Source organism: Luteibacter sp. E-22, from assembly GCF_049913125.1.
GTDB lineage: Bacteria > Pseudomonadota > Gammaproteobacteria > Xanthomonadales > Rhodanobacteraceae > Luteibacter.
The window spans coordinates 3,035,361-3,061,605 of record NZ_CP183975.1 but is presented as its reverse complement, the minus strand read 5'-3'; the positions used below and the strand labels follow the sequence as shown (position 1 = coordinate 3,061,605).

The 26,245-nt window shown below is 64.9% G+C and carries 23 protein-coding genes and 2 tRNA genes; 17 read left to right on the top strand and 8 right to left on the bottom strand.

The annotated features are described in order from the left end of the window. Window positions 1-32: 32 nt before the first annotated feature. From nadC to ACN9M2_RS13635, 3 genes are all read right to left on the bottom strand, one after another. Complete coding sequence (gene nadC, locus ACN9M2_RS13645) at window positions 33-905, bottom strand: carboxylating nicotinate-nucleotide diphosphorylase (protein WP_426285234.1); 873 nt, start codon at window positions 903-905, stop codon at window positions 33-35. Between the two features lie 33 nt (window positions 906-938). After that, window positions 939-3,200 (bottom strand): DUF1631 domain-containing protein, encoded by a 2,262-nt coding sequence (locus ACN9M2_RS13640; RefSeq protein WP_426285233.1) that lies wholly within the window; start codon window positions 3,198-3,200, stop codon window positions 939-941. An 84-nt stretch (window positions 3,201-3,284) separates the two neighbouring features. Next, the gene (locus ACN9M2_RS13635; protein WP_426285232.1) at window positions 3,285-3,566 is read right to left on the bottom strand and encodes a Trm112 family protein; all 282 of its coding nucleotides are present in this window, start codon (window positions 3,564-3,566) and stop codon (window positions 3,285-3,287) included. A 73-nt stretch (window positions 3,567-3,639) separates the two neighbouring features. Here ACN9M2_RS13635 and purE point away from each other — a divergent pair, with 73 nt between their 5' ends. Together purE and ACN9M2_RS13625 are read left to right on the top strand one after the other, a co-directional pair. Beyond that, window positions 3,640-4,155 carry a 5-(carboxyamino)imidazole ribonucleotide mutase gene (purE, locus tag ACN9M2_RS13630; RefSeq protein ID WP_426285231.1) on the top strand — a complete coding sequence of 172 codons (516 nt, stop codon included), beginning with the start codon at window positions 3,640-3,642 and terminating at the stop codon, window positions 4,153-4,155. Further along, window positions 4,152-5,306: a 5-(carboxyamino)imidazole ribonucleotide synthase gene (locus tag ACN9M2_RS13625; RefSeq protein ID WP_426285230.1), complete on the top strand. Its 1,155-nt coding sequence runs from the start codon at window positions 4,152-4,154 to the stop codon at window positions 5,304-5,306. Before purE ends, ACN9M2_RS13625 begins: the two co-directional genes overlap by 4 nt. Before the next feature lie 202 nt (window positions 5,307-5,508). On the opposite strand, the gene ACN9M2_RS13620 is transcribed toward ACN9M2_RS13625, so the two are convergent. Next, window positions 5,509-6,087 (bottom strand): superoxide dismutase, encoded by a 579-nt coding sequence (locus ACN9M2_RS13620; RefSeq protein WP_426285229.1) that lies wholly within the window; start codon window positions 6,085-6,087, stop codon window positions 5,509-5,511. A gap of 108 nt (window positions 6,088-6,195) precedes the next feature. Here ACN9M2_RS13620 and grxD point away from each other — a divergent pair, with 108 nt between their 5' ends. From grxD to ACN9M2_RS13560, 12 genes are all read left to right on the top strand, one after another. After that, window positions 6,196-6,519 carry a Grx4 family monothiol glutaredoxin gene (gene grxD, locus ACN9M2_RS13615; protein ID WP_371023936.1) on the top strand — a complete coding sequence of 108 codons (324 nt, stop codon included), beginning with the start codon at window positions 6,196-6,198 and terminating at the stop codon, window positions 6,517-6,519. Further along, window positions 6,516-7,289 carry an SDR family NAD(P)-dependent oxidoreductase gene (locus tag ACN9M2_RS13610; RefSeq protein ID WP_426285228.1) on the top strand — a complete coding sequence of 258 codons (774 nt, stop codon included), beginning with the start codon at window positions 6,516-6,518 and terminating at the stop codon, window positions 7,287-7,289. Before grxD ends, ACN9M2_RS13610 begins: the two co-directional genes overlap by 4 nt. Window positions 7,290-7,323: 34 nt before the next feature. Further along, window positions 7,324-7,920 (top strand): YhgN family NAAT transporter, encoded by a 597-nt coding sequence (locus ACN9M2_RS13605; protein WP_306850681.1) that lies wholly within the window; start codon window positions 7,324-7,326, stop codon window positions 7,918-7,920. A 215-nt stretch (window positions 7,921-8,135) separates the two neighbouring features. Continuing rightward, entirely contained in the window at window positions 8,136-9,842 is a 1,707-nt protein-coding gene (locus ACN9M2_RS13600) for a lysophospholipid acyltransferase family protein (protein ID WP_426285227.1), read from the top strand. Between the two features lie 403 nt (window positions 9,843-10,245). Next, window positions 10,246-12,699, top strand: coding sequence for a TonB-dependent receptor (locus ACN9M2_RS13595; protein WP_426285226.1), 2,454 nt, complete (start codon window positions 10,246-10,248; stop codon window positions 12,697-12,699). Window positions 12,700-13,397: 698 nt separating this feature from the next. Beyond that, window positions 13,398-16,757: a TonB-dependent receptor gene (locus tag ACN9M2_RS13590; protein ID WP_426285225.1), complete on the top strand. Its 3,360-nt coding sequence runs from the start codon at window positions 13,398-13,400 to the stop codon at window positions 16,755-16,757. Window positions 16,758-16,932: 175 nt separating this feature from the next. Next, complete coding sequence (gene ppnN, locus ACN9M2_RS13585) at window positions 16,933-18,330, top strand: nucleotide 5'-monophosphate nucleosidase PpnN (RefSeq protein ID WP_426285224.1); 1,398 nt, start codon at window positions 16,933-16,935, stop codon at window positions 18,328-18,330. Between the two features lie 135 nt (window positions 18,331-18,465). Then, on the top strand, window positions 18,466-18,621 hold the full coding sequence (locus ACN9M2_RS13580) for a DUF3309 family protein (protein ID WP_371023942.1): 156 nt from the start codon (window positions 18,466-18,468) through the stop codon (window positions 18,619-18,621). 27 nt (window positions 18,622-18,648) lie between these two features. After that, on the top strand, window positions 18,649-18,783 hold the full coding sequence (locus ACN9M2_RS13575; protein ID WP_426285223.1) for a hypothetical protein: 135 nt from the start codon (window positions 18,649-18,651) through the stop codon (window positions 18,781-18,783). Next, complete coding sequence (locus ACN9M2_RS13570; RefSeq protein WP_426285222.1) at window positions 18,783-19,388, top strand: DNA-3-methyladenine glycosylase; 606 nt, start codon at window positions 18,783-18,785, stop codon at window positions 19,386-19,388. The genes ACN9M2_RS13575 and ACN9M2_RS13570 overlap by 1 nt, the downstream gene beginning before the upstream one ends. A gap of 85 nt (window positions 19,389-19,473) precedes the next feature. After that, entirely contained in the window at window positions 19,474-19,746 is a 273-nt protein-coding gene (locus tag ACN9M2_RS13565) for a DUF2845 domain-containing protein (RefSeq protein ID WP_426285221.1), read from the top strand. Between the two features lie 91 nt (window positions 19,747-19,837). Next, on the top strand, window positions 19,838-21,385 hold the full coding sequence (locus tag ACN9M2_RS13560; protein ID WP_426285220.1) for a PAS domain S-box protein: 1,548 nt from the start codon (window positions 19,838-19,840) through the stop codon (window positions 21,383-21,385). Between the two features lie 13 nt (window positions 21,386-21,398). On the opposite strand, the gene ACN9M2_RS13555 is transcribed toward ACN9M2_RS13560, so the two are convergent. The 4 genes from ACN9M2_RS13555 to ACN9M2_RS13540 all read right to left on the bottom strand — a co-directional run bounded on the left by ACN9M2_RS13555 (window position 21,399) and on the right by ACN9M2_RS13540 (window position 23,366). Beyond that, window positions 21,399-21,782: a VOC family protein gene (locus ACN9M2_RS13555; protein ID WP_426285219.1), complete on the bottom strand. Its 384-nt coding sequence runs from the start codon at window positions 21,780-21,782 to the stop codon at window positions 21,399-21,401. 68 nt (window positions 21,783-21,850) lie between these two features. Then, entirely contained in the window at window positions 21,851-22,636 is a 786-nt protein-coding gene (locus ACN9M2_RS13550; RefSeq protein ID WP_426285218.1) for a helix-turn-helix domain-containing protein, read from the bottom strand. Window positions 22,637-22,708: 72 nt separating this feature from the next. Beyond that, window positions 22,709-22,785, bottom strand: a tRNA-Asn gene (locus ACN9M2_RS13545). A gap of 47 nt (window positions 22,786-22,832) precedes the next feature. Further along, window positions 22,833-23,366 carry a GspH/FimT family pseudopilin gene (locus ACN9M2_RS13540; RefSeq protein WP_426285217.1) on the bottom strand — a complete coding sequence of 178 codons (534 nt, stop codon included), beginning with the start codon at window positions 23,364-23,366 and terminating at the stop codon, window positions 22,833-22,835. Window positions 23,367-23,492: 126 nt separating this feature from the next. Here ACN9M2_RS13540 and uvrB point away from each other — a divergent pair, with 126 nt between their 5' ends. The 3 genes from uvrB (at window position 23,493) to ACN9M2_RS13525 (ending at window position 26,188) form a co-directional block, all read left to right on the top strand. Continuing rightward, on the top strand, window positions 23,493-25,520 hold the full coding sequence (gene uvrB / locus ACN9M2_RS13535) for an excinuclease ABC subunit UvrB (RefSeq protein WP_426285216.1): 2,028 nt from the start codon (window positions 23,493-23,495) through the stop codon (window positions 25,518-25,520). Window positions 25,521-25,594: 74 nt separating this feature from the next. Further along, a tRNA-Val gene (locus ACN9M2_RS13530) sits at window positions 25,595-25,669 on the top strand. Window positions 25,670-25,765: 96 nt separating this feature from the next. Then, the gene (locus ACN9M2_RS13525; RefSeq protein ID WP_426285215.1) at window positions 25,766-26,188 is read left to right on the top strand and encodes a CopD family protein; all 423 of its coding nucleotides are present in this window, start codon (window positions 25,766-25,768) and stop codon (window positions 26,186-26,188) included. Window positions 26,189-26,245 lie beyond the last annotated feature (57 nt).

Genomic DNA, 26,245 nt, shown 5'->3' with positions numbered 1-26,245 from the left:
CGGTTGCGCCGACCACAAGCCCCCGGGGCGCCTCAGTGCTTCACGTCCAGCCGCAAGGAAAGGTCGATCGCCCGGACATGCTTCGTCAGGGCGCCGCTGGAGATGAAATCCACCCCCGTTTCCGCGATCGCGCGGACGGTGTCGAGTTCCACGTTGCCGGAGACCTCCAGCGGGATGCGTCCCGCCGTGTAGGCCACGGCCTCCTTGAGCATGGCCGGCGTGAAATTGTCCAGCAGGGCGCGATCGGCGCCCGCGGATATCGCCTCGGACAGTTCATCGAGGGTTTCCACTTCCACGATCAGCGGGAGGGACGGGTGGGTCATGCGCGCGGCGCGTACGGCGGCGGGAATGCCGCCGGCGGCGATGATGTGGTTTTCCTTCAGCATCATCGCGTCGAACAGGCCGATGCGATGATTCGTGCCGCCGCCGCAGCGCACGGCGTACTTCTGCGCGCGCCGCAGGCCGGGGATGGTCTTCCGCGTGTCGAGGATGCGTGTGCGGGTGCCCGCCAGCGCATCCACGTAGCGCGCGGTGACGGTGGCCGTCGAAGACAGCAATTGCAGGAAGTTGAGCGCCGAGCGTTCGGCCGTGACCAGTGCCCGCGCCTTGCCCGCCAACCGGCAGACCGTCGTTCCCGCCGCCACGCGATCGCCATCGCGGGCCAGCCATTCGATCCGCACGTCCGGATCGAGCTTGCGGAAACACGCCTCGAACCACGCCGCGCCACACAGTACGGCGTCCTCGCGGCAGGTCAGCACGGCGGTGGCGGTCGCCTTGGCATCGAGCAGGTCGGCCGTGGCGTCGCCCGGCCCCACGTCTTCGGCGAAGGCGCGTTCGACATCGGCAAGGATCTCGCTCGCCGGTGGCAGCGCGTCGGCCAGGTGTCGCGGATCGGCAGGGCTCATCGGCTGGAGGCGTCCGTGGAAGAGGCCGCTACCTTATTCGGGTTGGCGAAGCTTTTCCACGATCGCGTCCATCGCGCGGTCGAACAGCAGCGTGGAGTCGAGGACGCGCGCCGTGCCGTTGGCGAAGGCCTGCGCGAGGCCGGCAAGGCTATGGTCGGCGACCTTCAGGCCGCGACGGTTCACGAACAGGTAGCGGCCGCTGATCGGGCTGATCCACGACAGCTTGGCGCGATCGGTGGTGCCATCGGCGGCGGTGAACTCCAGCCACTGGCCTACCTTCAACTCGCGCGCCTGCGCGAGGTTGCGCTCGTCGAAGGCTTCGTCGAGCAGGGAATCGACCTCGTCGTCCGGTTCCGGCTCGGCCACCGGTTCCTCGATGGCCTGGATCGCCTCGGGCAATGGCATCACGCTGGCGACGATGGTCCCCGATACGGTCTCGCCCACGGCCTCGCCGAGTTGCTGGCGGTAGAACGCGTGCAACTGGCCCAGCAGTTGTTCCGTGTCGGTTTCCTGGAAGGCCACGGCGGCAAGGCCACGACGCAACGAACGCTCGACGCCGGGAAGCATCGCGCGGAGGTCGCGCCGGCCATTGAGGTCGTGCGCCGGCCGCGCGCTGGCGATGAAATCGTCGATGAAGCGCAGCGAGTCGCGGAATTCCTGGGATTCCTCGCCCTGGCGCAGCAGGGTGAGCACGATGTAGTTGGCCCATGCACGGGTCAGCACGCCGTAGATGAGCGGCGGCAGCGAAGCCCCGCCGATACGGCCGACGATTTCCTGCGCGGCACGGCGGCGCGCCTGTTCGAGCTTCTCGCGGCCACGCGTGGATTCGGCGACGCGTTGCTCGGCGAGTTCGGCGCGCTTGCGGCTGACGTCGAGGAAATCCTGCAGTTCGCCGGCAAGACGGGTGAAGATCGCGGTGTCGTCGTCGAAGTCGTGCAGCAGGCGTTCGACGATCGACTTCATCTTGTCGAAGAGGCGTCCGTCGCGGTCCGCTTCGGCAGACCATCCCTTGGCGGCATCGGCGAGCGCGTCGAGCAGCTGGCGCGCGGGGTGCGACTTGTGCGCGAACATCCGGCGGTCGAGCAGCGCCACTTTGAGGTAGGGGATCTGCAGGCGCGCGAGCAGCACCTGCATTTCCGTCGGCAGGTTGTCGTCCTCGAGGATGAATTCGAAGAGCATGCCGACAAGGTCGATGGTGTCCTCGTCCATGCCCGACACATGCGCGGTCTGCTGGCCACGCAGTTGGCCGATCTGAGCGAGAAGCTGTTCCTTCAGCTGGGCGACGTCACGACTGACATCGGCCTGCGTGGCGAGCGGTGCGGCGGTGTTCGGCAGCGTGGCGATCTGGCTCTGCAGCAGGGTCAGGGCGCCGAGCAGTTCCGCCGGGCTGGGCAAGGGACCCGTCGGCAGCGACGTTCCCATCGGTCCGCCCATCGCCGGCACGCTGTCGCGACGCGCCGAGAACAGCGCGTGCAGTGATTGCATGAATTCCGCGGCGGCGGCATCCGTCACCGGCGTGGCGGATGCCTGCTGCGCGGCGGCCGTGGAGACCGGGCCGATCGGTGCCGGAGCGTCGCTGCGCCGGGTGGATATCTCGTGGCGCAGCTGCGGCAGGACGCCGGCGCTGGCTAGTTCATTGTTGATGTCGTCGTAGAGCTCGTCGATGCCGGCGAGCACGTAGCGGTCGAACAGCTTGTAGATGATCAGCTTGACGCGGACCTCGACCATCAGCTCACGCATGGCCTGGCGGAAGGCGCCTGCCAGCGAGGCCGGCCCGACCGGGTTGGATGCGTCGTCCATCTTGTTGCCGCCGCAGATCACCGACAGCCGCTGGTTCACGGCGAACAGGGCGCGCGCCAGGCGCTGCTCGTTCTTGCCGATCATGCTGGTGATCGCGAGGGATTCTTCCAGTTCGTTCTCGCCGACGAGGCTGAGCTCGATATTGGCGAGCGGACGACCGGCGCCGTCGGCGTCCGGGGCCCGGGTACGGCCCGCGGAGAAATCGGCCAGGTCGCGCGCGACCTGGCCGAGGAAGGTGCGCTCGACGATCGCCCGCTTCTTGCGGACCTCGCGCATGCCGTCGAAGAACTGGGTCTGGGCCGCGTTGTTCTCGGCTTTCTCGGCGAGGTCGAACAGGGCGTCGTCGATGTTCTCGAACATGTTCGACGCCAGCGCGTGCAGGCGCTTCGTGGCCAGGCCACGCACCGTCACTAGCAACGCGCCCACGCTCTCACTGCGCGGGTCCAGGCGCTGACTGAGATCGACGACGTTGGACGGCTCGCTCGCGTTGTTCATCGCGCATCCTGGATATTCTGGCCCCCGCCTGAAGCGTCATTGTGCGGGAACCAATGCTTTATAGCGTGACTCGCGTCACGGATTTCAGGCGCGACCCGTTTCTGGCGCGAAGCCCGACAACTGGAGGGTGCCGATGCCTGCCTCGGGCAACATGACGGGAATCCCGTCTTCCACGCGGTAGACCAGCTGGCCGTCGGTGGTGATGAGCCCCTCGGTGATCGGGTCGGCGACTTTCTCGCCGGTCACCGTGTCGACCGCCCCGGCGCGGATCGCTCCGTTGAGCTGGTCGCGCTCGGTCGCCGTGAGGGGGCGCAGCGGGCGTTTGCTGACAGGGCAGCAGAGGATGTCGAGTAGACGCTTGTCCATGGGAAGTGGCCCCCGGGGGCCAACCTGATAAACGGGAATGCCTTTACAATAGCGACTTTTGGGTGCTCCGGCCATGACTTCCAACGAGGGTAACGAAGCGAACGCGCCGCGCGTGGGCGTGGTGATGGGTTCGCGTTCGGACTGGGAAACCATGGAGCACGCCTCCACCACGCTGACCCGGATGGGCATCGTCCACGAGGTCCGCGTCGTGTCGGCGCACCGCACGCCCGACCTGCTTTTCGACTACGCCGAAACGGCCCGCGCGCGGGGCATCCAGGTGATCATCGCCGGTGCCGGTGGGGCGGCTCACCTGCCGGGCATGATCGCGGCGAAGACGGCCCTGCCGGTGTTCGGCGTGCCGGTGCAGTCCAAGGCCCTCAACGGCATGGATTCCCTCCTTTCGATCGCCCAGATGCCGGCCGGCGTGCCGGTCGGCACCCTGGCCATCGGGCGCGCGGGCGCCACCAACGCGGCCTTGCTCGCCGCGTCCGTGCTGGCCCTGCACGATCCGGCCGTGGCCGAAGCGCTGGACAACTTCCGTGCTGCGCAGACCCGGTCCGTCCTCGACCATCCGGACCCGCGCACATGAGTCGCACGCTCCCCACCGTCGGTATCCTCGGTGGCGGGCAGCTCGCCCGCATGCTGGCCCTGGCGGCAGCCCCGCTGGGTATCCGTACGCTCGCGGTCGACGGCGCCGCCGATGCCTGCGCCGGGCAGGTGTCCGGGCTGGTGGTCGCCGCCTGGGACGACGAGGCGGCATTGGCGGAGTTCGCCAGGCAGGTGGACGTGGTCACCTTCGATTTCGAGAACGTGCCAGCGGCGACGGCCGAACGGCTCGCCGGGCTGGTCGACGTGTTTCCGAACCCGCGCGCCCTGGCCGTGGCCCAGGACAGGCTGTCCGAGAAAACCCTGTTCCGCGAGTCCGGCCTGAATACGCCGGAATTCGCCGTGGTCGATACCCGCGACGACCTGGTCGCCGCGGTCGACCGCATCGGCCTCCCTGCGATCCTCAAGACGCGCCGTCTCGGCTATGACGGCAAGGGACAGTTCCGGCTGAAGGTTCCGGCGGATATCGATGCCGCCTGGGCGGCACTCGGCGACGCCGCGTCCCGGCATGGGCTGATCCTGGAGGCGTTCGTCCCCTTCGATCGCGAGTTGTCCGTACTGGCCGTGCGCGGCCGCGATGGCGCCTTCCGCACCTGGCCGCTCACGCGCAACTGGCATGTGGACGGCGTGCTCTCGCTGAGCCTGGCGCCCGCGCCGGGCACCTCCGATGTGCTCGAACATGAGGCCGTCGCGCATGCGCGGGCTATCGCCGAGCGGCTGGATTACGTCGGGGTGTTCGCGCTGGAACTGTTCGTCCAAGGGAACGAGTTGCTGGGCAACGAGATGGCGCCGCGTGTGCACAACTCGGGGCACTGGACCATCGAGGGCGCGCATACCAGCCAGTTCGAGAACCATATCCGCGCCGTGCTCGGTCTTCCGCTGGGAGATACCGGCGTGCGCGGGGCCAGCGCCATGCTCAACTGGATCGGCGAGATGCCCGATCCGGCGCCGGTGCTGTCCGCCGTCGATGGCCATTGGCACGACTACGGCAAAGAGGCCCGTCCGGGGCGCAAGGTGGGCCACGCGACGATCTGCGCCACCGACGCGGGCAGCCTGCGAGCGAAGCTGGTGGAGGTGGGCGCCGCGCTGGGGCGGGACGGGCAGGTGGCGCCGGCTGTCGAGGCCCTGGGCTGAGAGCATCGCCGACCCTGTCGGCGATGGGTGTTTGCCTTGACCTGGCCCGTTGCCGCGGGATCGCCGCTGAAGCGGCTCCCACAGAGGTGCTGAAGCGGCTCCCACAGAGGTAACGAAGAAAAGGCCGGGTCTCGCGACCCGGCCTTTCTCATGTCGCGCCCAGGGTGTCTGTCATGCCTGGGGTTTCACGCATTCGAGGGAATCAGGCGAGGTTCTTCGCCGCGAAATCCCAGTTCACGATGTTCCAGAACGCTTCCAGGTACTTCGGACGGGCGTTGCGGTAGTCGATGTAGTACGCGTGTTCCCACACATCGGCCGTGAACAGCGGCTTGTCGCTGCCGGTGATCGGGGTGGCGGCGTTCGACGTGTTGACGATCGCCAGGGAACCGTCCGGGCGCTGCACCAGCCAGGTCCAGCCCGAGCCGAAGTTCGCGGCGGCCTGCTTGGCGAATTCTTCCTTGAACTTGTCGACCGAGCCGAAGGCCTTGGTCAGCGCGTCGGCGAGCTTGGCCGGCGGCTCGGCGCCGCCCGGGGCCCGCATCGAGTGCCAGTAGAAGGTGTGGTTCCAGATCTGCGCCGCATTGTTGAAGATGCCGCCGGACGAGGTCTTGATGATGTCTTCCAGGCTCTTGCCCTCGAACTCCGTCCCCTTGATCAGGTTGTTGAGGTTCGTGACGTAGGCCTGGTGGTGCTTGCCGTAGTGGAAATCGAGGGTCTCAGCGGAGATGTGCGGCTCCAGGGCATTCTTTTCGTAGGGGAGCGGGGGAAGTTCGAACGCCATTGCGGGACTCCTTAGCGGTGGCTGGGGGAAAGGGCGTAGGCAGGGGGCCTGAGGCCGTGCGCTGCTACACTATGCAACTAGTCGCATTCTAATGATGAAAACCGAGCTATGGACGTCGTAGACGAGATCAAGGCCATCGTGGCGGCCCACCCGATCGTGCTTTTCATGAAAGGCACGCCGGAATACCCGACCTGTGGCTTCTCCGATCGCGCCGTGAAGGCCTTGCAGGCCGCCGGTGCGGCGTTTCATTCGGTGAACGTGCTGGCCGATCCGCGCATCCGCGCCGGCCTGCCGCATTACTCGAACTGGCCGACGTTTCCACAGTTGTTCCTGCTCGGCGAGTTCATCGGTGGTTGCGACATCGTCGAAGACCTGCACGCCGCGGGCGAGTTGAAGCGCATGGCGGCGGACGTGGCCGGGGCCGCGACGTGAACGCCTTGTCTTCCACGCGACTGCCCGAGGACTGGTCAGCGGCGCCGGGAGCGCTCGCGGGCCGCGTGGTGATCGTCACTGGTGCCACCGGAGGCCTCGGCGGCGAAACGGCGAAGGCGGTGGTTCGCGCGGGAGCCACGGTGGTGATCACCGGGCGCAAGGTGCGCGCGCTCGAAAAACGCTACGACGAGCTCGTCGCGCTCGGGGGCAGCGAACCGGTGATCCATCCGCTGGACCTGGAAAGCGCCACGCCTGCGGATTACGCCGCGCTGGCCGAGGGCATCGAGGGCGAGTTCGGTCGTCTCGACGGCATCGTGCACGCCGCCGCGCACTTCAACGAGCTGACCCCCATCGCGATGCACAAGCCTGACGACTGGCTGCGCGCGATGCAGGTGAACGTGTCGGCGCCGTTCGCATTGACCCAGGCATGCATGCCCTTGCTCACGCGGGCCGACGACAGCGCCGTGGTTTTCGTGCTCGACGACCCGGAACTGCTTTCGCGCGCTCACTGGGGCGGTTATGGCGTCTCCAAGGCCGCGGTGGAGCGCATGGCCGCGGTGCTGCACGCCGAGAACGGCCGCGGCCCCATGCGCGTGCATACGCTGTTGCCGATGCCGATGCGCACGGCCTTGCGCCGCGCGGCGTATTACGGCGAGAACACGCTGGAAAGACCGCTGCCGACCGCCGCGGCCGATGCCATCGTCTACCTGCTTTCCGGTGCCGGCGCGGATGCGCGTGGCGCCGTGCTCGATCTACGCCCCACCCACTGACCTACCGCAGGAGTTCTCCCCCATGGAAGCGCAGATGACGACGTTGTCCGCGGGCATCCTGCTGTTCCTGATCATGGATCCGCTGGGCAATATCCCGTTGTTCCTCGCCCTGCTGAAGGACGTGCCGCCGCAGCGCCGGCGCAAGGTGATGGTGCGCGAGCTGCTCATCGCCCTGGCCGTCCTGGTCGCCTTCCTGCTCGGCGGCCAGTACATCCTCAAGGTGCTGCAGCTGCGCCAGGAATCGGTGAGCATCGCCGGCGGCATCGTGCTGTTCCTCATCGGCATCCGCATGGTCTTTCCGCCGGTGGAAGGCGGCGTGTTCGGCAAGACGGGGGAAGGCGAGCCCTTCATCGTGCCGATGGCCATTCCCGGCGTCGCCGGCCCCTCGGCCATGGCCGCCCTCCTGTTGCTGACCAACTCCCAGCCCGGCCGCACGGCGGAGTGGGGCATCGCCCTGTTCCTGGCCTGGCTGGCCACCGCCATCATCCTGCTCAGTTCCACCTTCCTGTTCCGCTGGCTGGGCGAGAGCGTCCTCACGGCCCTGGAGCGGCTCATGGGCATGCTGCTTATCGCCTTGTCCGTGCAGATGTTCCTCGCCGGCATCTCGGCCTATCTGCACCTCGCGGTTTGACACCGAGGGCCGATTGCCGCAAGAACATACGTGGCGGTAGGGTTACTGTCATAATTGCCCGCGAGCATGGCCGGGGCCAGGAAAGCTCCTGGCACCGGGCATGGGTCGAAAGCCCTCTCAGGGGCAAAGAGGATGTTCGAAGGCACTATGAGAAATCACGACTCCGCACCGGCCCGGCAAGGTAGCCATCGTTCGACGTCAAGGGATCCCAAGTCATGCTGAGCATCGATCAGACCCTGCTGGAGCGCATGCCATGGCTGGCCCAGCACCCTCGTCTCCGCAAGCCGCTCGTCGGCATGCTGGAAACCCTGGCCCACGAAGATCGCTTCAATCGCACGCTGGCGTTTGCCGGCCCCGCGCAAGGCTTCGAATTCTGCGAGAAGACGCTGGATTACCTCGGCGTCAGCTGTCGCGTCACCGAACGCGAACGCGAGAACATCCCTGTCGAAGGGCCGCTGATCGTCGTGGCCAATCATCCGTTGGGCATGGTCGACGCGATCGCCCTCATCCAGTTGATCGGTTCGGTTCGCCGTGATGTCCGCATCCTCGGCAACGACGTGCTGTCGGCGGTGCCGCAACTGGGTTCGTTGCTGCTGAAGGTGGATGTCTTCGGCAAGGGCGCCACCTCGAAGATGCGCGCCGTGTTCCGTGCGATCGAGGCGGGCGAGGTACTCATCATGTTCCCGGCGGGCGAAGTGTCGCGCATGCGCCCCGGCGGCGTGCGCGATGGCAAGTGGTCGGACGGTTTCGCGCGCATCGCCATGCGCGCCGGCGTGCCGGTGCTTCCCGTGCATATCGCCGCGCGCAATTCGGTCGCGTTCTACGGACTGTCGATGCTGGCCAAGCCGCTGAGCACGGCGATGCTTCCACGCGAAGCCACGTCGGGCAAGCAGCGGGTGGGTTTCCGCATCGGCAAGCTCGTCGACCCCGAGGAATTGAAACAGGCCAGTGGCGGCTCGTCGGAACGGGCGGCCAAGCTGATGCGCCGGCACGTGTATCGCGTCGCACGCCAGCGCGGCCTCGTTTTCGGCGGGCAAACCCCGCTGGCGCACCCCGAACCCGTCGAGCGCGTGGTCGCCGAGCTGGACAAGGCCGAATTGCTCGCGGAACTCCCGGACGGCAAGCGCATCCTGCTGTTGCAGGGGTCCAGTGACAGCTACGCCATGCGCGAGATCGGACGCCTGCGCGAGTTGACCTTCCGCCGCGTGGGCGAGGGTACCGGCAAGCGCCGTGACCTCGATGCTTACGATCCGCTCTACGAGCACCTCGTCTTGTGGGACGCCAAGGCCTTGCGCGTCGTGGGCGCGTACCGTTTCGGTCATGGTGGCCATCTCATCGCCAAGCACGGCATGAGCGCGCTGTATACGTCCAGCCTGTTCGATTATTCGCCGGCACTGGAGTCGCGCCTTGCCCAGGGCCTGGAACTCGGACGCAGCTTCATCGCGCCCGCCTATTGGCGCTCGCGGGCCCTCGACCAGCTCTGGCAGGGTATCGGCCTCTACCTGCAACGGCATCGCGAACTGCGTTACCTGTTCGGCCCCGTGAGCATGTCGGTGAGCATGCCGCGTGAGGCGCGCGAATGGATCGCCGCCGCGCACCAGCATTTCTTCGGTGTGCAGGGCCTGGCCGCCGCACGCCAGCCGTTCGTGATTCCGGAAGCCACCATCGAGTCGGTACGCCGCGAACTCGAAGGCCTCGATCCCGCCGAAGGCCTCGGCAAGCTGAAGCACCGTCTCGACGCCTTGGGCGTGACCTTGCCGGTGCTCTATCGCCAGTACGTCGACCTAGTCGAACCGCAGGGCGTGCAGTTCCTCGCGTTCGGCGAGGACCCGGATTTCGCCGGTTGCGTCGATGGGCTCGTGATGCTCGACCTCGCGTCGCTCAAGCCGGCGAAGCGTTCGCGTTACCTCGGGAAAGACTGACTCGTCTGAGCCGGCCGGAAGGTATTCCGGCCGGCCGGTTTTTCGCGGTACGTTGGCTCGTGTGGGAATAGCCTGTTTCCCGCCGATTGGAAGTGTCAGATAATCGCTAAACTGTCATTCGGCAGTGCTAGGGTATTGCCTCGCTAAGAGATAAACGTCGCCCACGTCAGTGACTTGGGCGCTCAGTGGGTCATTCGGTGTTTTTTCGTCCCGGCCATGCTGCCGGGCGATTCGCCGTGTCCGGAGAAAACGTTTTTTCTTGCGCAAACGTAATAACTATCGACGCAGAGATAATCGCCAATTAATTACGAAAACCATTATTTCCAGTGATGGATCGAATGATTTCGCGCGGCCTCGGGAAGGGCCGCCACCAAAAACAATATCCTCTTCAGGAACCCCCTCGATGAACCGCAATTACCTTTCGGTGGCGATCGCCGTGACGCTTTTCGTGGCTGCAGGCGCCGTGCTGGCCCAGGACGCGCAGAATGCCGAGGCCACCGGCACGCAGCCACAACGTTCCACCGTGGCGAGCAGCTCGAACACGACGAACGACAACGCCACGCGCCGTGCGACGCAGCAGATGAGCGAGGTGCAGGTGAAGGCGAATTCGCTGGCCCTCGGCGGCGGCCTGATGTCCATCCAGGACGCGCCGAAAGCTGTTTCGACGGTGTCCCGCGAAGCCATCGTCAAGGCGGCGCCAGGCGCCACTTTCGTGCAGGCGATCAATTCGATCCCGGGCGTGGTGTCGTCCACCGACGACTACACCGGCCTCAATGACGGCAACGCCAGCGTCCGCGGTTTTCCGCTCGACGAAATCGGCGTCACGGTCAACGGTGCGCCGATCAACGACAGCGGCAACTACAAGATCTACTCGTCCGAGTACGGCGACACCGAGAACATGGGCGACATCACCGTCCAGCAGGGCTATCCGGACAATGATTCCCCGATCGCCGGCGCCGCCGGTGGCTCCATCGCGTGGGTGACCGTCGATCCGTCGCACCAAGCCGGCCTGGACTTCAGCCAGACCCTTGGCGATAACAGCTACCACCGCACGTTCATGCGCCTCAATACGGGCGACCTGGGGCCCGTGCGTTCGTGGCTGTCGTACTCCAACAACGAAACGAACCTGTGGCGCGGCCGTGGCAAGTCGAAGGTGACCAAGGTCGACGGCAAGTCGGTCTGGCAGATCGACGACAAGAACTCGATATCGTTCTCGTTGCAGTACAACCGAGAGGTCAAGACCAATTACGAGTCGCTGACCAAGGCCCAGGCCGCCGCGGATTACAAGCAGAGCTACCTCGGCACTTACACCCCTGGCAGCACCAGCAGCAACTATTACGCGCTGCACCAGAACCCGTTCCGCAATTACCTCGCCAGCCTCGACGGCGAGTTCACCCTCACCGACAACACGCGCCTGTCCGTGGTGCCGTACTTCCAGTATGGCTACGGCGGCGGTGGCAGCGGCAGCACGGTCACCGAGAACCCGCTGGCCAACGACAACTACTTCAAGTCGGTGAACGTCGATCTCGACGGCGACGGCAAGATCGGCGGCACGAAGCTGGTCAACTCCCTGAGCTATTCGTACACCTACCGTCCGGGTGTGATCGCCAAGCTCAACCAGGACCTGAGCGACAACAACAGCCTGGAATACGGCGTGTGGTACGAGCGACCGCGCCAGCAGCAGGGGCAGGTACTGGTCCCCGTGGACCCGGCCACCGGCGTGCCGGTGGATACCTGGGGCAAGGACGTGCTGATCCGCTACCCCGATGGGAAGGTGCAGAAGGTGTACGACCAATACACCACCACCACGAACGAAAAGGCCTTCATCACCGACAACTGGACGCCGAACGACCAGTGGACGTTCTCCGGCAGCCTCGCGTATGTATGGACCAAGCGCGATGGTTATATCGCGGAGTACCCGAACTCCATCGGCTCGATCAGCGCGGCAGGGAAGGTGACCACGACGAACGCGCAGTTCGACGCATCACCGACGGCGACCTTCCACAAGTTCACACCCACAGCGGGGGTGAAGTACCAGCTCAACGACGAGAACCAGTTCTACTTCGGCATCGGCAAGACGTTTCGTGCACCGATCAACGGCGCGCTGCTGAGCAACGCCCTGTACGGTTATGGCACGTCCGCCGCCGCCACGCTGCCGAACAAGCCGGAAACCTCGACCACCGCCGACCTGGGCTGGCGTTTCTACGGCGAGCGCATCTCGGCGAACGTCGATGCCTATGCGTCTAACCTCAATAACAAGCAAGTCTCCGGTTTCGACGAAGCCACTGCGCTGACTGTTTATACACAGCTGCCGAAGGTGCACATGCGCGGCCTCAATGCCGAGAGCAGCTTCAAGCTGGACGACCATTGGACCGTGTACGCGAACTATTCGTACACGCGCGCTCTGATGCAGGACAACCTCGATTCGCTGGGCGACGGCGTCTACAACACGAAGGGCAAGACCTTGCTCAACGTGCCGAAGAACTCGGGCTATGTCGCGGTCGACTACAGCAACGGGCCGTTCTGGGCATCGCTGAGTGCCAAGTACCAGGGTGCGATCTGGGGCGACTGGTCGAATACCGAACGGGTGGGCGGGTACGCAACGATCGACCTGGGTACAGGCTGGAATTTCGACGACTTCTCGCCGTGGTTCCGCAAGCCATACATCAAGGTGAACCTGTTCAACCTCGCCGACCGCAAGGCGCTCACCTATGCGGGCAACGTTTCCGCCTTCCTGGCGAGCAACCCGGCCAAGATCAAGGATGCGAACGGAACGACGCTCTATGCCTCGGCCCCGTACTACTCGATCCTGCAGGAACGCACCTTCATGGTGACCTTCGGCGCCTCGTTCTTCTGACGAAACCGTAGCGCGCAGGGCCGCAAGGCCACGACCACCGACGCCCCTCGAAAGAGGGGCGTTTTTTTTGCCGAACCGTGGGACTGGCTGCGGAACTGGTTGTGGGACTGGTTGTGGAACTGACTGTGGGACTGACTGTGGGACTGACTGTGGGACTGACTGTGGGACTGATTGTGGGAGCCGACCTTGTCGGCGATCCCGCGGCAGCGGGCCAGATTGCGGCAAGCCCCCATCGCCGACAGGGTCGGCTCCCACCTCGGTTCCCACCTCGGCGGGGGGCGCCGCCAATGCCTGCGAGTGACCGCGAAACCTCGTGGACCGGCTGGAGGACCTTGCGACGGCGCCCGGCGTGAAACCCTGCGGGTGCGTGCTGGTGGCTTCTCGTCGCCCGGAGGCAGTCCCTCGGCGTAAAAATAAATTTCGTTTATAAACAATTAGGTAGATTGAAAATCAGTCCACGTAGGAAAAAGTGGTATTTATCAAACTGGCGTGAAAACGTTACAAATCTGTCATACAATGTCGTTAAAGTTGGCTTAACAACTGTCGCCACCGGACTCATGGATGTGACCGGGATCACACGAGACGACACAGCCAAAGATTGGGGAAAGCTCAAACGAACGCAGCACCCGGCCCATGGCCAGGTAGCCGTCCGTTTGGCCAAAACTTTTTTCGTTGCAAGCCACAGGGTCGACCATTAGATGAATAGCCGAATCCGCGCCAAACTCCTGCCGCTGGCGATCGCATCGCTCTTCGCGGTACCTGCGTTCGCGCAGGAAACCTCCTCGACGATCAGCGGCCGCGTGCTGGACGCCGCCGGCCAGCCGGTGGCCAATGCCACCGTCGTGATCGTCCACGAGCCCTCGGGCACCACGAAGACCACCACCACCGATGCGAGCGGCCGTTACTCGGCGCAGGGCCTGCGCGTCGGCGGTCCGTTCGACGTGACCGCGACGAAGGAAGGCAGCCCGTCGGTTCGCCAGGACAATGTCTACCTGCAGCTGGGCGCGGACACCTCGGTCAACCTGACCGCCGGTGCTGCCGCCAGTGCAGCCGACGCTACCGCGCTGGGTGCGGTCACCGTGTCGGCCGTGTCCGGCCAGTTCACGTCCGAGAACAAGGGTCTCGGCACCAACATCTCGCAGCGCGAGCTGAAGGCGGCTCCGTCGCCGAGCCGCAACATCGCCGACATCGCCCGCCGCGACCCGCGCGTCAATGTCGATCACGGTACCGGCGCCATCTCTGCCAACGGCCAGAACACCCGCCTCAACAACATCAAGGTCGACGGCCTTGGCGTGGGCGACCCGTTCGGCCTGAACTCCACCGGCATGCCGACCGTCGGCTCGCCGGTGTCGCTCGACACGATCGACTCGTTCAACATCTCGACCGCCAACTACGACGTTGCTTCCGATACCGTCGGCGCCGAAATCAACGCGGTGACGAAGTCGGGTACCAACGACTTCCACGGCTCGGTCTACTACGGCTTCAAGAACGCCAGCAGCATGGTCGGCAAGGCCGGCTGGCTCGACGACAACCGCGACTACACCGAATTCGACCGTAACTGGACGGCCGGTGCCACCGTCGGCGGCCCGATCATCAAGGACAAGCTGTTCTTCTTTGCCGGTTACGAAAAGGAAGAAGTCACCGGCCTGAGCTCGGGTGCCGTCAACGGCCTCGACCCGACGCTGAGCCGGTCGACGATCAACAAGGTGTCGCCGGGCGACCTGCAGAGCATCATCAACGCCGCGAACGGCCTCGGCCTCGTCCCGGGTTCGACCGGCGCCAACGCCGGCACGCTGGAAGACAAGCGCTACATCGCCAAGATCGACTGGAACATCACCGACGGTCACCGCATGAACCTTGCGTACTCGCGTACCAAGGAAACCAAGCCGAACCCGCAGGGTAACGGCACCTCGTCGATCGGCCTGTCGAGCTACTGGTACACGGTCAATACCGATATCAAGAACTATACGTTGCAGTCGTTCGACGACTGGAACGACGTGTTCTCGTCGGAGACGAAGGTCGGTTACAGCGATTATCAGCTCAACCGTTCGGTGGATAACCAGCAGCCGCAGATCACCGTGCGCCTGAACAACACCGGTTTCGGTAGCAGCGCCACAGGTCCGACGATCAATCTCGGCGAAGACCAGTTCAGCCATTACAACTCCGCGTCGGTGAAGAGCCTCAACGCGATGTGGGCGGGCACGCTGTATCTCGGTGACCACACCATCAAGGGTGGCTTCGAGTGGGAGCGTAACCGCATCTACAACCTGTTCGGCCGCACCGAGTTCGGCGCGTACACCTTCGGCAACAACGGCGTCGCCAACTTCGGCAGCGGCCTGTACAGCAACTACTCGCTGTACCAGCCGGCTCGGGGTTACTCGCTCGACGACATCGCCGCCAAGTGGGAACTGCGCCGCCATACGTTCTTCCTGCAGGATACCTGGCAGGCCACCGACAACCTGTCCGTGCAGTACGGCTTCCGCGTCAACAAGTACCTGACGGACGATAAGCCGCTTTACAACCCGACGTTCCAGTCGGCGTACGGCTTCAGCAACGCGAACACCATCAACGGTACGCAGCTGGTCGAGCCGCGCCTGTCGTTCAACTACACCTTCGACAGCGAATACAAGACGCAGCTGCGCGGTGGCGTTGGCCTGTTCCAGTCCGATCCGCCGACCGTGTGGATGACGAACCCGTACCAGAACAACGGCATCAACATCGCCACGTACTCGTACGATCGTCAGGCTGACGGCGTCACTTGTCTCCTGGGTCGTCAGAGCTTGCCGTGCCCGCAGTTCAGCCCTGATCCGCACAACCAGCCGACCACGGGCAACGGGACCATCCCGCAGATGGCTGTCGATACAGTCGACAAGAACTTCAACCTGCCGAGCGTCTGGAAGTCGTCGTTGGCTTTCGACCGTGAGCTGCCGTGGCAGGGCATCATCGCCAGCATCGAGTGGCAGCATCTCGACGTTCAGGATGGCATCCTCTACCAGAACCTCAACCTGGGCGCTCCGACGGGCGTGATGCCGGATGGCCGCTACACCTATAACGGGTGTATCGGTGGAGCGACACCTGTGGGTGGTCCGACTGGTGTCAACTGCGGTCAGAACCTCACCGGTTCCAACACGGGTGGTTCGTTCGCTCGCGCCCGTCGCGATAATCGCTTCGCCCAGGGCGTCACCTACCTGACCAACACGAAGAAGGGTGGGGCGGACACCGTCACGCTCTCGTTCTCGAAGCCGATGGCCGATGGCTGGTCCTGGAGCGTCGCGGCGACCGGCGGTCACTCGACCGAGGTCAACCCGGGCACCTCCAGCCAGGCGACGTCGAACTACTCGAACAGCGCCTGGTACAACCCGAACGAAGACGTCGCTTCCACGGCGAACACCAATATCTCGAAGCGTCTCAACGCGTCGATCACGTGGCAGCACAACTTCTTCGGCGACTACGCCACCACCGTCAGCATGTTCTACGACGGCCACACCGGCGTGCCGTACAGCTGGATCTTCGGCAACGATTCGAACGGCGACAGCTATTCGAAGGACCTAGCGTACATCCCGACCCGCGGCGACGGCACGATCTTCCGCAACTCCGGCGGCACGGCGGCGGCTTCGCAGCAGTTGGTCAACCAGTTCTACGACTTCATCCAGAACGACAACTACCTGCGCAAGGAGCAGGGCAAGGTTGCCAAGCGCAATGGCGCCACGTCGGCCTGGGTCAACCAGATCGACCTGAGCCTGAGCCAGGAAGTGCCCGGCATCTTCAAGGGCAACAAGGGCGAGATCCGCCTCGACATCTACAACTTCCTGAACCTGGTGAATAAGGATTGGGGCCAGCAGTCGTATATCGGCTTCCCGTATACCCGTAACCTCGCCAACTTCGGTGGCGTGGACCCGACCACGGGCAAGTACATCTACAACCTGCCGACCGATGCCAATGGCAACTACCAGCCGGGCCTGAAGGGCATCTACGACGCCCCGACCGACAACAGCGCGACCAAGGTCAATCCGGTCTCGCGTTGGTCCGCCATGCTGACCGTGCGCTACACGTTCTAAGCGAAGGATTCGCTGCGTGATCCGAAGGCCGGTACCCGCGAGGGTGCCGGCCTTCTTTTTGAGGCGGCGCGCGCCGGTCTTGACCCCTTGGCGCCGGACGCGTGATCCTAGGCGGTCCGCTCCCACCCCGGGGCGGGGTTCGCCGCTAATTCGCGGTCAGAAGGACAGTAACTCCATGAATGCCATCCAGTTCGGGGATCCGGTTTCCGGCAAGACCGTCAGTGCGCGTGTCTCGCCGGCCGGCGGTCTCGACATCCTCTCCCGCAACGAAGTCGCGCGCCTGCGCGACGCGAGCGGGTCCGGGCTGCATCAGCTGCTGCGCCGTTGCGCGTTAGCGGTGTTGACCTCGGGCAACCTTTCCGACGATCCGGGCTCGATGTTCGAGCAGTACCCGGACTTCGACGTGCAGGTGCTGCAAGAAGACCGCGGCATCAAGATCGAGCTGAAGAACGCGCCCGAGCAGGCCTTCGTCGACGGCCGCATCATTCGCGGCATCAACGAACTGCTCGTGGCGGTGGTGCGCGATATCGTCTACGTGTCGACGCAGCTGGAAACAGGCGCGTTCGACCTCGATGACACCGTCGGCATCACGCATGCCGTGTTCGAGATCCTGCGCAATTCGCGCATCCTGCGTCCGCAGGTGGACCCGAACCTCGTGGTTTGCTGGGGCGGCCATTCCATTTCGCGCGACGAGTACGAATACACCAAGCGCGTTGGCTACCAGCTCGGCCTGCGCAGCCTGGACATCTGCACGGGTTGCGGCCCGGGTGCGATGAAGGGCCCGATGAAGGGCGCGACCATCGCGCACGCGAAGCAACGCCGCAAGGGCAATCGCTATATCGGCGTGACCGAGCCGGGCATCATCGCGGCCGAGTCGCCGAACCCGATCGTCAACAACCTGGTGATCATGCCGGACATCGAGAAGCGTCTCGAGGCCTTCGTCCGTCTCGGCCACGGCATCATCGTGTTCCCCGGTGGCGTCGGCACGGCGGAAGAAATCCTCTACATGCTCGGCATCCTCCTGTTGCCGCAGAACAAGGGCATTCCGTTCCCGCTGATCTTCACCGGCCCGCAGAATTCGGCGGCGTACTTCGAGCAGATCGACCGCTTCCTGCGCCTCGCGCTCGGCGACGACGTGGCGAAGCACTACAAGATCATCATCGACGATCCCGCCGCGGTGGCGCATGCCATGGTCTCGGGCATCGACAAGGTGCGCAACCACCGGCTGGACAACAAGGACGCCTTCTTCTTCAACTGGGCGCTCGACATCCCGTTGTCCTTCCAGCAGCCGTTCCGTCCGACCCACGAGGCGATGGCCGGGCTCGCCCTGCATCGCGATCGTCCGCGGCACGAGCTGGCGGCGGATCTTCGCCGCGCGTTCTCGGGCATCGTCGCGGGCAACGTGAAGGAAGAGGGCGTCAAGGCCATCGAGGCGCGCGGCCCCTTCGTGATCGACGGCGAGACCGACATCATGCGTGCCCTGGACGACCTGCTGAAGGCCTTCGTGGAGCAGCACCGCATGAAGCTTCCCGGCGGCACGGCATACGAGCCCTGCTACGTGGTTCGTACCTGATACACCGGCCGGTGCCCTGCCGGCACCGGCCGTCCGTTCGCTGAACGTGACGCGGAACAAAGGGTTCCGCGTCACGCGCCCTAGACGGTGACGCGCGCGACGATGCGCTGGCAGCCTCACTGCCGGGAGACAGTCATGCTCGTCACCATCCTCATCATCGTCCTCATCATCGCCCTTATCGGCGGCCTGCCGACCTGGGGTTACTCCAGTTCCTGGGGTTACGGTCCCAGCGGCGGTATCGGTGTCATCCTCGCCATCATCCTGATCTGCTGGCTGCTTGGCGTATTCTGATTGGCGCACGCGCCACAGGAGAGACCCATGCCACGACCGCACCGTCCCGTGCCGGACAGCGAAACACCGCTGCCCGGCACCTCGCCGCCGCCTTACGACCACGAGCCGGTGGAGCGGCCGGGGCCCGATCCGGATACCGATGGCGAGACACCGGAGACCTGATGGCGCCCCGTCGACCTCGCTGGCCCGGTGACATCCTTGCCCGTTCGTTCTTCCACCGTGATCCCCGGGTCGTGGGACCGCAGTTGCTCAACAAGGTGCTTGCCTGCGCCGACGGGCGCGCGGGACGCATCGTGGAGGTGGAAGCCTATTGCGGCGCCATCGATCCCGCCGCTCATACCTATCGCGGCAAGACGAAACGCAACGCGGTCATGTTCGGCCCACCCGGGCATATGTATGTGTACTTCACCTATGGGATGCACTGGTGCTGCAACACCGTCTGCGGCGATGACGGAGAGGGTGCGGGCGTGCTCATCCGCGCGCTCGAACCGCTGGCCGGCATCGAACTCATGCGCAGGGCGCGACCGAAGGCCCGGCGCGATCGCGAATTGTGCAGCGGCCCGGCGCGCCTGACCCAGGCCCTGGGCATCACGGGCGCGCAGAACGGCATCGATCTGGTGAAGGCGCGCGACGGCTATACCGTGGTCGACGATGGGATGCCGCCGCCGGAATTCGTGCCGGGCTCGGCGCGTATCGGTATCCGCGAAGGCACCGACCTGCTCTGGCGCTGGTTCGTTGCGGGCAATCCCCACGTGTCGAAGGCCTGACCCGGGGACGGGCGGGGGTGCCACCATCTTGGCCCGGCGGCCACCCGGGTATACGCTCCGTGCCAACGCAGACAAGGAGCCCGCCATGAAGCGTGTCGCCGTGACCCTCATCCTCATCCTGTTTTCGATCGGCGCCGCCGCCGCGGATACCTACCGGTTCGGCTCGCAGGTCATTTCCACGGGCGATAGCGAAGGCCGCCTCCGCCAGGTCGCCGGCAAGCCGGATCGGGAAACGCCGATCGAGTCGCGGCACGGCGGGTTGGAAGGCTACCGCCTGGAGTATTTCCAGCGCGGAAAATCGATCCAGTTCGAGGTGGTCAAGGGCAGGGTGGCATCCATCACTCAGATCGACAGCTGACCCTTCGGCAAGCCGGCCCTGTCGCGAAAACACCTTCACGTTTTCATGAGACGGGCGCCATTAGCTTGCGCCGATGAGCCAGGAATTCCTCATGAAACGCGACGATATCGATGAACTCCGCCGCAGCCATGAACAATTCCGTCTCCTGGTGCAGGGGGTGGCGGACTATGCCATCTACATGCTGGACCCGGAGGGCAACGTCTCCAGCTGGAACTCCGGCGCGGAGCGGATCAAGGGCTACATGCCCGACGAGATCATCGGCAGGCACTACTCGGCTTTCTTCTCGCCGGAAGACGTGGCCCGCCGCGAACCCTGGTCGAACTTGCAGGCCGCCAAGGACGAGGGGCGGCTGGAAACCGAAGGTTGGCGCGTCCGCAAGGATGGCAGTCGTTTCTGGGCGCATGTGGTGCTCGACCGTATCGACGACGAGTCGGGCAAGTTCGTCGGCTTCGCCAAGGTCACCCGTGACGTCACCGAACAGCGAGATGCGGCGCGCGCCCTCGAACAGGCCCGCGAGGCCTTGTTCCAATCGCAGAAGCTCGAGGCGGTAGGGCAGCTCACCGGTGGCGTGGCGCACGATTTCAACAACCTGCTCATGGCGATCCACGGCAATCTGGAACTGCTGACGCAGCGCGAGGATCTGCCTGCGAAGGCGCGGACGCTCGTCACGAACGCCTTGAGCGGTGTCCGCCGCGGTGCCGCGCTCACCCAGCGCATGCTCGCCTTCGCGCGGCGGCAGCAATTGCACCTGGAGCCGGTGAGCCTGGCCAACCTCGTCTACGGGATGTCCGACCTCATGCGCACGTCGCTCGGTCCCTCCGTCGTGGTCGAGGCGAGTTTTCCCTTGTCGTTGCCGGCGGTGCTTGTCGACCCGAACCAGTTCGAACTCTGCTTGTTGAACCTGGGCGTCAACGCGCGCGATGCGATGCCGGATGGCGGAACGGTGACGATCTCGGCGTGTGTCGAAAGCGTTCGCGAGAAGGATGCCCGAGGCCTCAAACCCGGTGAATACGTCAAGCTGTCCGTGGCCGACACGGGTGAGGGCATGGATGCCGGAACGCTCGCGAGGGCGACGGAGCCGTTCTTCACCACGAAGGGCGTGGGCAAGGGCACGGGCCTGGGTTTGTCGATGGTGCATGGCATCGTGCAGCAATGCGGCGGTGCCTTGCTGTTGACCAGCGCGCCCTCGGGCGGCACCACGGTCGACATGTGGTTGCCCGTGGCGATACACCTGGGATCGTCGGTCGCGCAGACCGTGGTGAGCGATCCATCTGGTGTTACGGCGGCGCCATCGGGCAGCAAGGGGATTCTCGTCGTCGACGACGATCCCCTTGTCCTGTCGACGACGGTCGAAATGCTTTGTTTCGCCGGCTACGACGCCGCGGGCGCCGCGTCCGCGAAGCAGGCGCTGAACCTGCTGGGCGCCTTGCCGGGGATTTCCGTCGTGGTCACCGACCATGCCATGCCGGGCATGACCGGTGCGGAGCTTGCCGCCCAACTCGCCGAAACCCACCCCAGCATGCACGTCGTCCTGGCCAGTGGTTATGCCGAGCTGCCGGATGACACGCCAGGAGTCCGGGCACGTCTGCAGAAGCCCTACGGAAGGTCGGAGTTGCTGGCAGCCATCCGCCAGGCGTGAAGGGCGGGTGGCGCTACATCGGTGTGCAGATCTCGACGACGCAGCCATTGAGGTCGCGCAGGTGGGCAACGCGTTGTCCCCAGGGTTTCAGTTCGACGGGTTTGATCGACGTGGCGCCCTGGCCCACGGCACGCTCGTAGCATTCATCCGGCGTGTCCGTGACGAAGCAGATTTCGACACCGGCAGCGAGGCCACCGGCGGTGTTTCGATGGATGCTGAGTCCGTTGGCTTCGGCCATGGGCTCCGCGGCGAAAGCGAGTGCGGTCGTGCCTGTTTCCATTTCGGCGTAGAGGCCGCTTTCGTGGACGAACCGGCGTGACAACCCGAAGGCGCGTTCATAGAAGTCGACGGTCGCGACGACATCGGGGACATAAAGGATCGTATAGCCGAAATGCATGGATGCCTCCTGTGGTGTCGAGCCAGCCTAGGCGCGCCACCGCGGAAGCGATTGAATGAATCGGCCAGTCAGTCGAGCGGTATCGTTACCAGCGTGACGGGCGGCCGCTGTCCCGGCGTAAAGCCGCCATGGCGGCGAAACTCGCGCGTGAGGTGCGCCTGGTCGCTATAGCCGCCTTCGATGGCCGCTTGTGCCAGGGAGGGAGGCGGCGAATGTTCGAGCAGCCTCATCGTTCTCTGGAAGCGCAGCACGCCTGAGAACGTCTTGCAGGAAAGCCCGACCGCTTTATCCATGTGGCGACGCAAGCTGCGTTCCGTGGCTCCAACCATCGATGCCAATTCGCCCATGCCGAGCCGGCCTCCCGAGCGATGAAGCAAGTCGATGGCGTGCAAGGCCGCGGGTGGCGTCGATGGCGCGCGCAGGGAACGCTCACCCGCGACGGCGCGCAATGTGGCGCGCAATTCCCCGAAGGTCGCCGCTTGCCGAAGACGGATCGCATCGCTGCCCAGGATCGCGTCGACGGATGCACCATGGAGGGCGGAGTCGACGAGTGAACCGGGCTCGATACCCAGGCAGTTGCCGCCCCAGCCCGCCTGAAAACGCACGCCGACGAAGCGCTGCCCCGCATCCACGGAAATGCTTGCCCATCGGCTCGACGGCCCCACGATGGAGAGCTCAACATCAACGAGGCGGTCGTCGCCTCGTGTTCGAAAGCGTGCGATGAGATCCATGCGCCCATCCGGCAGCACGATGTATTCAGCGGCTTGCGTGACGTGCACTTCCCATAACGCTTCGATGCGACGGGGATCGAGGCCGCTCGCGGGCGTCTCGTCGTAGTGGAAAGCGGAGGACATGCCAGGGGAGGATAGCCGAGGTGCGTTGGGCAAAGAAAAAGGGCCTGCATCGCTGCAGACCCTTTCAAAACCTGGCGCCCGAAGTTGGACTCGAACCAACGACCCCCTGATTAACAGTCAAGTGCTCTAACCGGCTGAGCTATTCGGGCGGGGAGCCACGTATTTTGTGGAAGTGGGGAGGGGCTGTCAAGCGCTCTTAACGTTTTCGTGACGGCTGGGAGGCGCATGCGGCGGCGTCCTCGGGCGTGGCGGTTTTGTGCCGGGCGCGGCCTGAATTGGCAACGACGATCGAGATGGCGGTGGCGGGACGGCCGGTGACGCAGAGGGTGATCGTCTGGTTGCTTGCCGGGCAGGTGCCGTCCGGATCGAACGTGAAGGCGTGGCGGCCAGGGCGGCGCCCGACCGATAGTCGGCCGTCGAGAGGCTCCATCGCCTCGAAGATCGTCGATAGCGCCTCGTCCTTCCCGATCCAGCCCTGGGTCCAGTCGGCCCAGGGCGAGCAGGCACGGCCGTCGCGACTCGCGCAGAGGATCGTCAGGTGGTTCCGGCGGACCGCCGTGGCGCGGGTTTTGGCCAGGGCGTCCATCAGGCCGCCGGTGGCGGCACGTAGGTGATGGCGGGCAAGGGCTTCGCTCAATGCCGGCAAGGCGACGCCGGCTAGGATGCCGGTCACGGCAAGGACCGCCAGCAGTTCGGTCCAGGTGAATCCATGGGGGCGATGGAGGGGCATGGGCGGTGCACGGGAGCGGCGCCCGAGCTTGCCCGGTGCCTCCCAAGGCAGCCATCGGTGCGGCGCGTCACGGCATGTAGGCCCTGGCGCTTTAAACTTGGCATCCAAACCTGCATATCGTCAGCCATGACCGATCGCTTCCAGCTCGTCTCCCCGTACAAACCCGCCGGCGACCAGCCCGAGGCCATTCGCCGCCTCACCGAGGGCTTCGAGTCCGGGCTCGCCGCGCAGACCCTCCTGGGCGTCACCGGCTCGGGCAAGACCTTCACGATCGCCAACGTGGTCGAGAAGATCCAGAAACCGACCATCGTGCTTGCGCCCAACAAGACGCTTGCCGCGCAGTTGTACGGCGAGTTCAAGGAGTTCTTCCCGCACAACGCGGTGGAGTACTTCGTCAGCTATTACGACTACTACCAGCCGGAAGCCTACGTCGTGGCCTCGGATACCTTCATCGAGAAGGATTCGAGCATCAACGACCATATCGAGCAGATGCGCCTGGCCGCGACCAAGGCTCTCTTGTCGCGGCGCGATTCGCTGATTGTCGCGACGGTGTCGGCGATCTACGGCCTGGGTGATCCTGAAGACTACATGAGCCTCCGCCTGATCCTGTCGCGCGGCGAGCATATCGAACAGCGCGCATTGATCCGCCAGCTCACCGAGCTGCAATACGTGCGCAATGAGATGGAGTTGCGCCGCGGTACGTACCGCGTGCGCGGCGAGGTCATCGATGTGTTCCCTGCGGAGTCGGAATCCGAAGCACTGCGCATCGAGTTGTTCGACGGCGACGTGGAAAACCTCTCGTTGTTCGATCCGCTGACCGGCGAGGTGCTGCGCAAGGTGCCGCGCTACACCGTGTATCCGAAGACGCATTACGCGAGCACGCGGCAGAGCGTGCTGAACGCGATGGAGACGATCAAGGTCGAGCTTTCCGAGCGCCTGGAGCAGCTGTACCGCGACAATAAACTGGTCGAGGCCCAGCGCCTGGAGCAGCGCACGCGATTCGACCTGGAGATGATGGCCGAGGTGGGCTTCTGCCAGGGCATCGAGAACTACTCGCGCCACATGACCCGCCGTGGTCCGGGCGAGCCGCCGCCGACGCTGTTCGATTACCTGCCGCCGGACGCGCTGATGGTGGTGGACGAATCGCACGTGACCGTGCCCCAGCTCGGTGCGATGTACAAGGGCGACCGTTCGCGCAAGGAAACCCTGGTGGAATTCGGTTTCCGCCTGCCTTCGGCGATGGACAACCGGCCGCTGCGCTTCGAGGAATGGGAGCGTCGCGCACCGCGCGCGATCTATGTGTCCGCGACACCGGCCAAGTACGAACTGGAACGTTCCGACGACAACGTGGTGGAGCTGGTGGTGCGTCCGACCGGCTTGATCGATCCCGAGGTGGAGGTGCGCCCGGTACGCACCCAGGTGGACGACCTGCTGGGCGAGATCCACAAGCGGGTCGCATTGGGCGACCGCGTGCTGGTGACGACGCTGACCAAGCGTATGGCCGAAAACCTCACGGACTACCTGTCCGAGCAGGACGTGAAGGTGCGCTACCTCCACGCCGACATCGACACCGTGGAGCGCACTGAGATCATCCGCGACCTGCGCCTGGGCGAGTTCGACGTACTGGTGGGCATCAACCTGCTGCGCGAAGGCCTAGACATGCCAGAGGTCTCGCTGGTGGCGATCCTGGATGCGGACAAGGAAGGCTTCCTGCGTTCGACCCGCTCGCTCATCCAGACGATCGGCCGCGCGGCCCGCAACGTGCGTGGCAAGGCGATCCTCTACGGCGACGAGATCACCGGTTCCATGAGGGACGCGATCGACGAGACCGCCCGCCGCCGCGAGAAACAGATCGAATACAACGCCGCCCACGGCATCACGCCGACGACGGTCGTCCGTCGCATCGCCGATATCATGGAAGGTGCCCGTGCCGACGTGGGCTCGCGCGGTGGCAAGGGCAAGAAGGCCCGCGAGGCGGCAAAGAAGGTGGCCGAGGAGGCCGCCGACTACGCGGCGCTCAGCCCCGAGCAGGCCGGGGCGACCATCAAGAAGCTCGAGGCCCGCATGTACAAGCATGCCCAGAACCTGGAGTTCGAGGAGGCGGGCAAGATCCGCGACGAGATCCACCGCCTGCGCGAGCGGGCGCTGCGCTGAGTCCCGGCCGGGCAAAAAATCTCGGCCGGACCCTTGCGGAGCCGTGCGGCGGCCGGTAAACTGCGCAGCTCTTCGGGCGGTTAGCTCAGCGGTAGAGCACTACCTTGACATGGTAGGGGTCACAAGTTCGATCCTTGTACCGCCCACCACTTTCCCTCAGGCGAGTGGCACGAAGATCGCAAAAAGGAGCCCTCGGCTCCTTTTTTATTGCCTAAACTACGGACTTTCCCCACGGAGCGCTGCCGGTGCTGGCCTATCCGCTGATCAAGTCCCTGCATATCGTCTTCGTGATCGCCTGGATGGCGACGGTGTTCTACCTGCCACGCATCCTGGTCAACATCGGCGAGGCCGGCAGCGAGCCCGCGGTGAAGGCACGGCTCGAACTCATGGGTCGCCGCCTGTACAAGTTCGGCCACAACATGTTCGGGCTGGCCTTCCTGTTCGGGCTCGTCCTCTGGCTGTACTTCCACATCTCCGGCGGCTGGCTGCATGCGAAGCTGGCGCTCGTCGTCGTCATGCTCGGCTACTACATCTGGTCGGGCCGCCTCCTCAAGCGCAGCATCGCCGGTGGCGCGCTGCCGCCGACGAAGATGCTGCGCCTCTTCAACGAACTGCCGGTGCTGGTGCTGCTCGCGATCGTCTTCCTCGTCGTCGCCAAGCCGTTCTGAAGTCTCGCCCGGCGAGATGTGGATCGGCGATGATCCACGCTGATGTTTTTCGCCCTG

Excerpts from the sequence above, each read along its gene's own strand:
- nadC (WP_426285234.1), bottom strand. The coding sequence starts at position 905 with ATGAGCCCTGCCGATCCGCGACACCTGGCCGACGCGCTGCCACCGGCG.
- ACN9M2_RS13640 (WP_426285233.1), bottom strand. The coding sequence starts at position 3,200 with ATGAACAACGCGAGCGAGCCGTCCAACGTCGTCGATCTCAGTCAGCGC.
- ACN9M2_RS13635 (WP_426285232.1), bottom strand. The coding sequence starts at position 3,566 with ATGGACAAGCGTCTACTCGACATCCTCTGCTGCCCTGTCAGCAAACGC.
- purE (WP_426285231.1), top strand. The coding sequence starts at position 3,640 with ATGACTTCCAACGAGGGTAACGAAGCGAACGCGCCGCGCGTGGGCGTG.
- ACN9M2_RS13625 (WP_426285230.1), top strand. The coding sequence starts at position 4,152 with ATGAGTCGCACGCTCCCCACCGTCGGTATCCTCGGTGGCGGGCAGCTC.
- ACN9M2_RS13620 (WP_426285229.1), bottom strand. The coding sequence starts at position 6,087 with ATGGCGTTCGAACTTCCCCCGCTCCCCTACGAAAAGAATGCCCTGGAG.
- grxD (WP_371023936.1), top strand. The coding sequence starts at position 6,196 with ATGGACGTCGTAGACGAGATCAAGGCCATCGTGGCGGCCCACCCGATC.
- ACN9M2_RS13605 (WP_306850681.1), top strand. The coding sequence starts at position 7,324 with ATGACGACGTTGTCCGCGGGCATCCTGCTGTTCCTGATCATGGATCCG.
- ACN9M2_RS13600 (WP_426285227.1), top strand. The coding sequence starts at position 8,136 with ATGCTGAGCATCGATCAGACCCTGCTGGAGCGCATGCCATGGCTGGCC.
- ACN9M2_RS13595 (WP_426285226.1), top strand. The coding sequence starts at position 10,246 with ATGAACCGCAATTACCTTTCGGTGGCGATCGCCGTGACGCTTTTCGTG.
- ACN9M2_RS13590 (WP_426285225.1), top strand. The coding sequence starts at position 13,398 with ATGAATAGCCGAATCCGCGCCAAACTCCTGCCGCTGGCGATCGCATCG.
- ppnN (WP_426285224.1), top strand. The coding sequence starts at position 16,933 with ATGAATGCCATCCAGTTCGGGGATCCGGTTTCCGGCAAGACCGTCAGT.
- ACN9M2_RS13580 (WP_371023942.1), top strand. The coding sequence starts at position 18,466 with ATGCTCGTCACCATCCTCATCATCGTCCTCATCATCGCCCTTATCGGC.
- ACN9M2_RS13575 (WP_426285223.1), top strand. The coding sequence starts at position 18,649 with ATGCCACGACCGCACCGTCCCGTGCCGGACAGCGAAACACCGCTGCCC.
- ACN9M2_RS13570 (WP_426285222.1), top strand. The coding sequence starts at position 18,783 with ATGGCGCCCCGTCGACCTCGCTGGCCCGGTGACATCCTTGCCCGTTCG.
- ACN9M2_RS13565 (WP_426285221.1), top strand. The coding sequence starts at position 19,474 with ATGAAGCGTGTCGCCGTGACCCTCATCCTCATCCTGTTTTCGATCGGC.
- ACN9M2_RS13560 (WP_426285220.1), top strand. The coding sequence starts at position 19,838 with ATGAAACGCGACGATATCGATGAACTCCGCCGCAGCCATGAACAATTC.
- ACN9M2_RS13555 (WP_426285219.1), bottom strand. The coding sequence starts at position 21,782 with ATGCATTTCGGCTATACGATCCTTTATGTCCCCGATGTCGTCGCGACC.
- ACN9M2_RS13550 (WP_426285218.1), bottom strand. The coding sequence starts at position 22,636 with ATGTCCTCCGCTTTCCACTACGACGAGACGCCCGCGAGCGGCCTCGAT.
- ACN9M2_RS13540 (WP_426285217.1), bottom strand. The coding sequence starts at position 23,366 with ATGCCCCTCCATCGCCCCCATGGATTCACCTGGACCGAACTGCTGGCG.
- uvrB (WP_426285216.1), top strand. The coding sequence starts at position 23,493 with ATGACCGATCGCTTCCAGCTCGTCTCCCCGTACAAACCCGCCGGCGAC.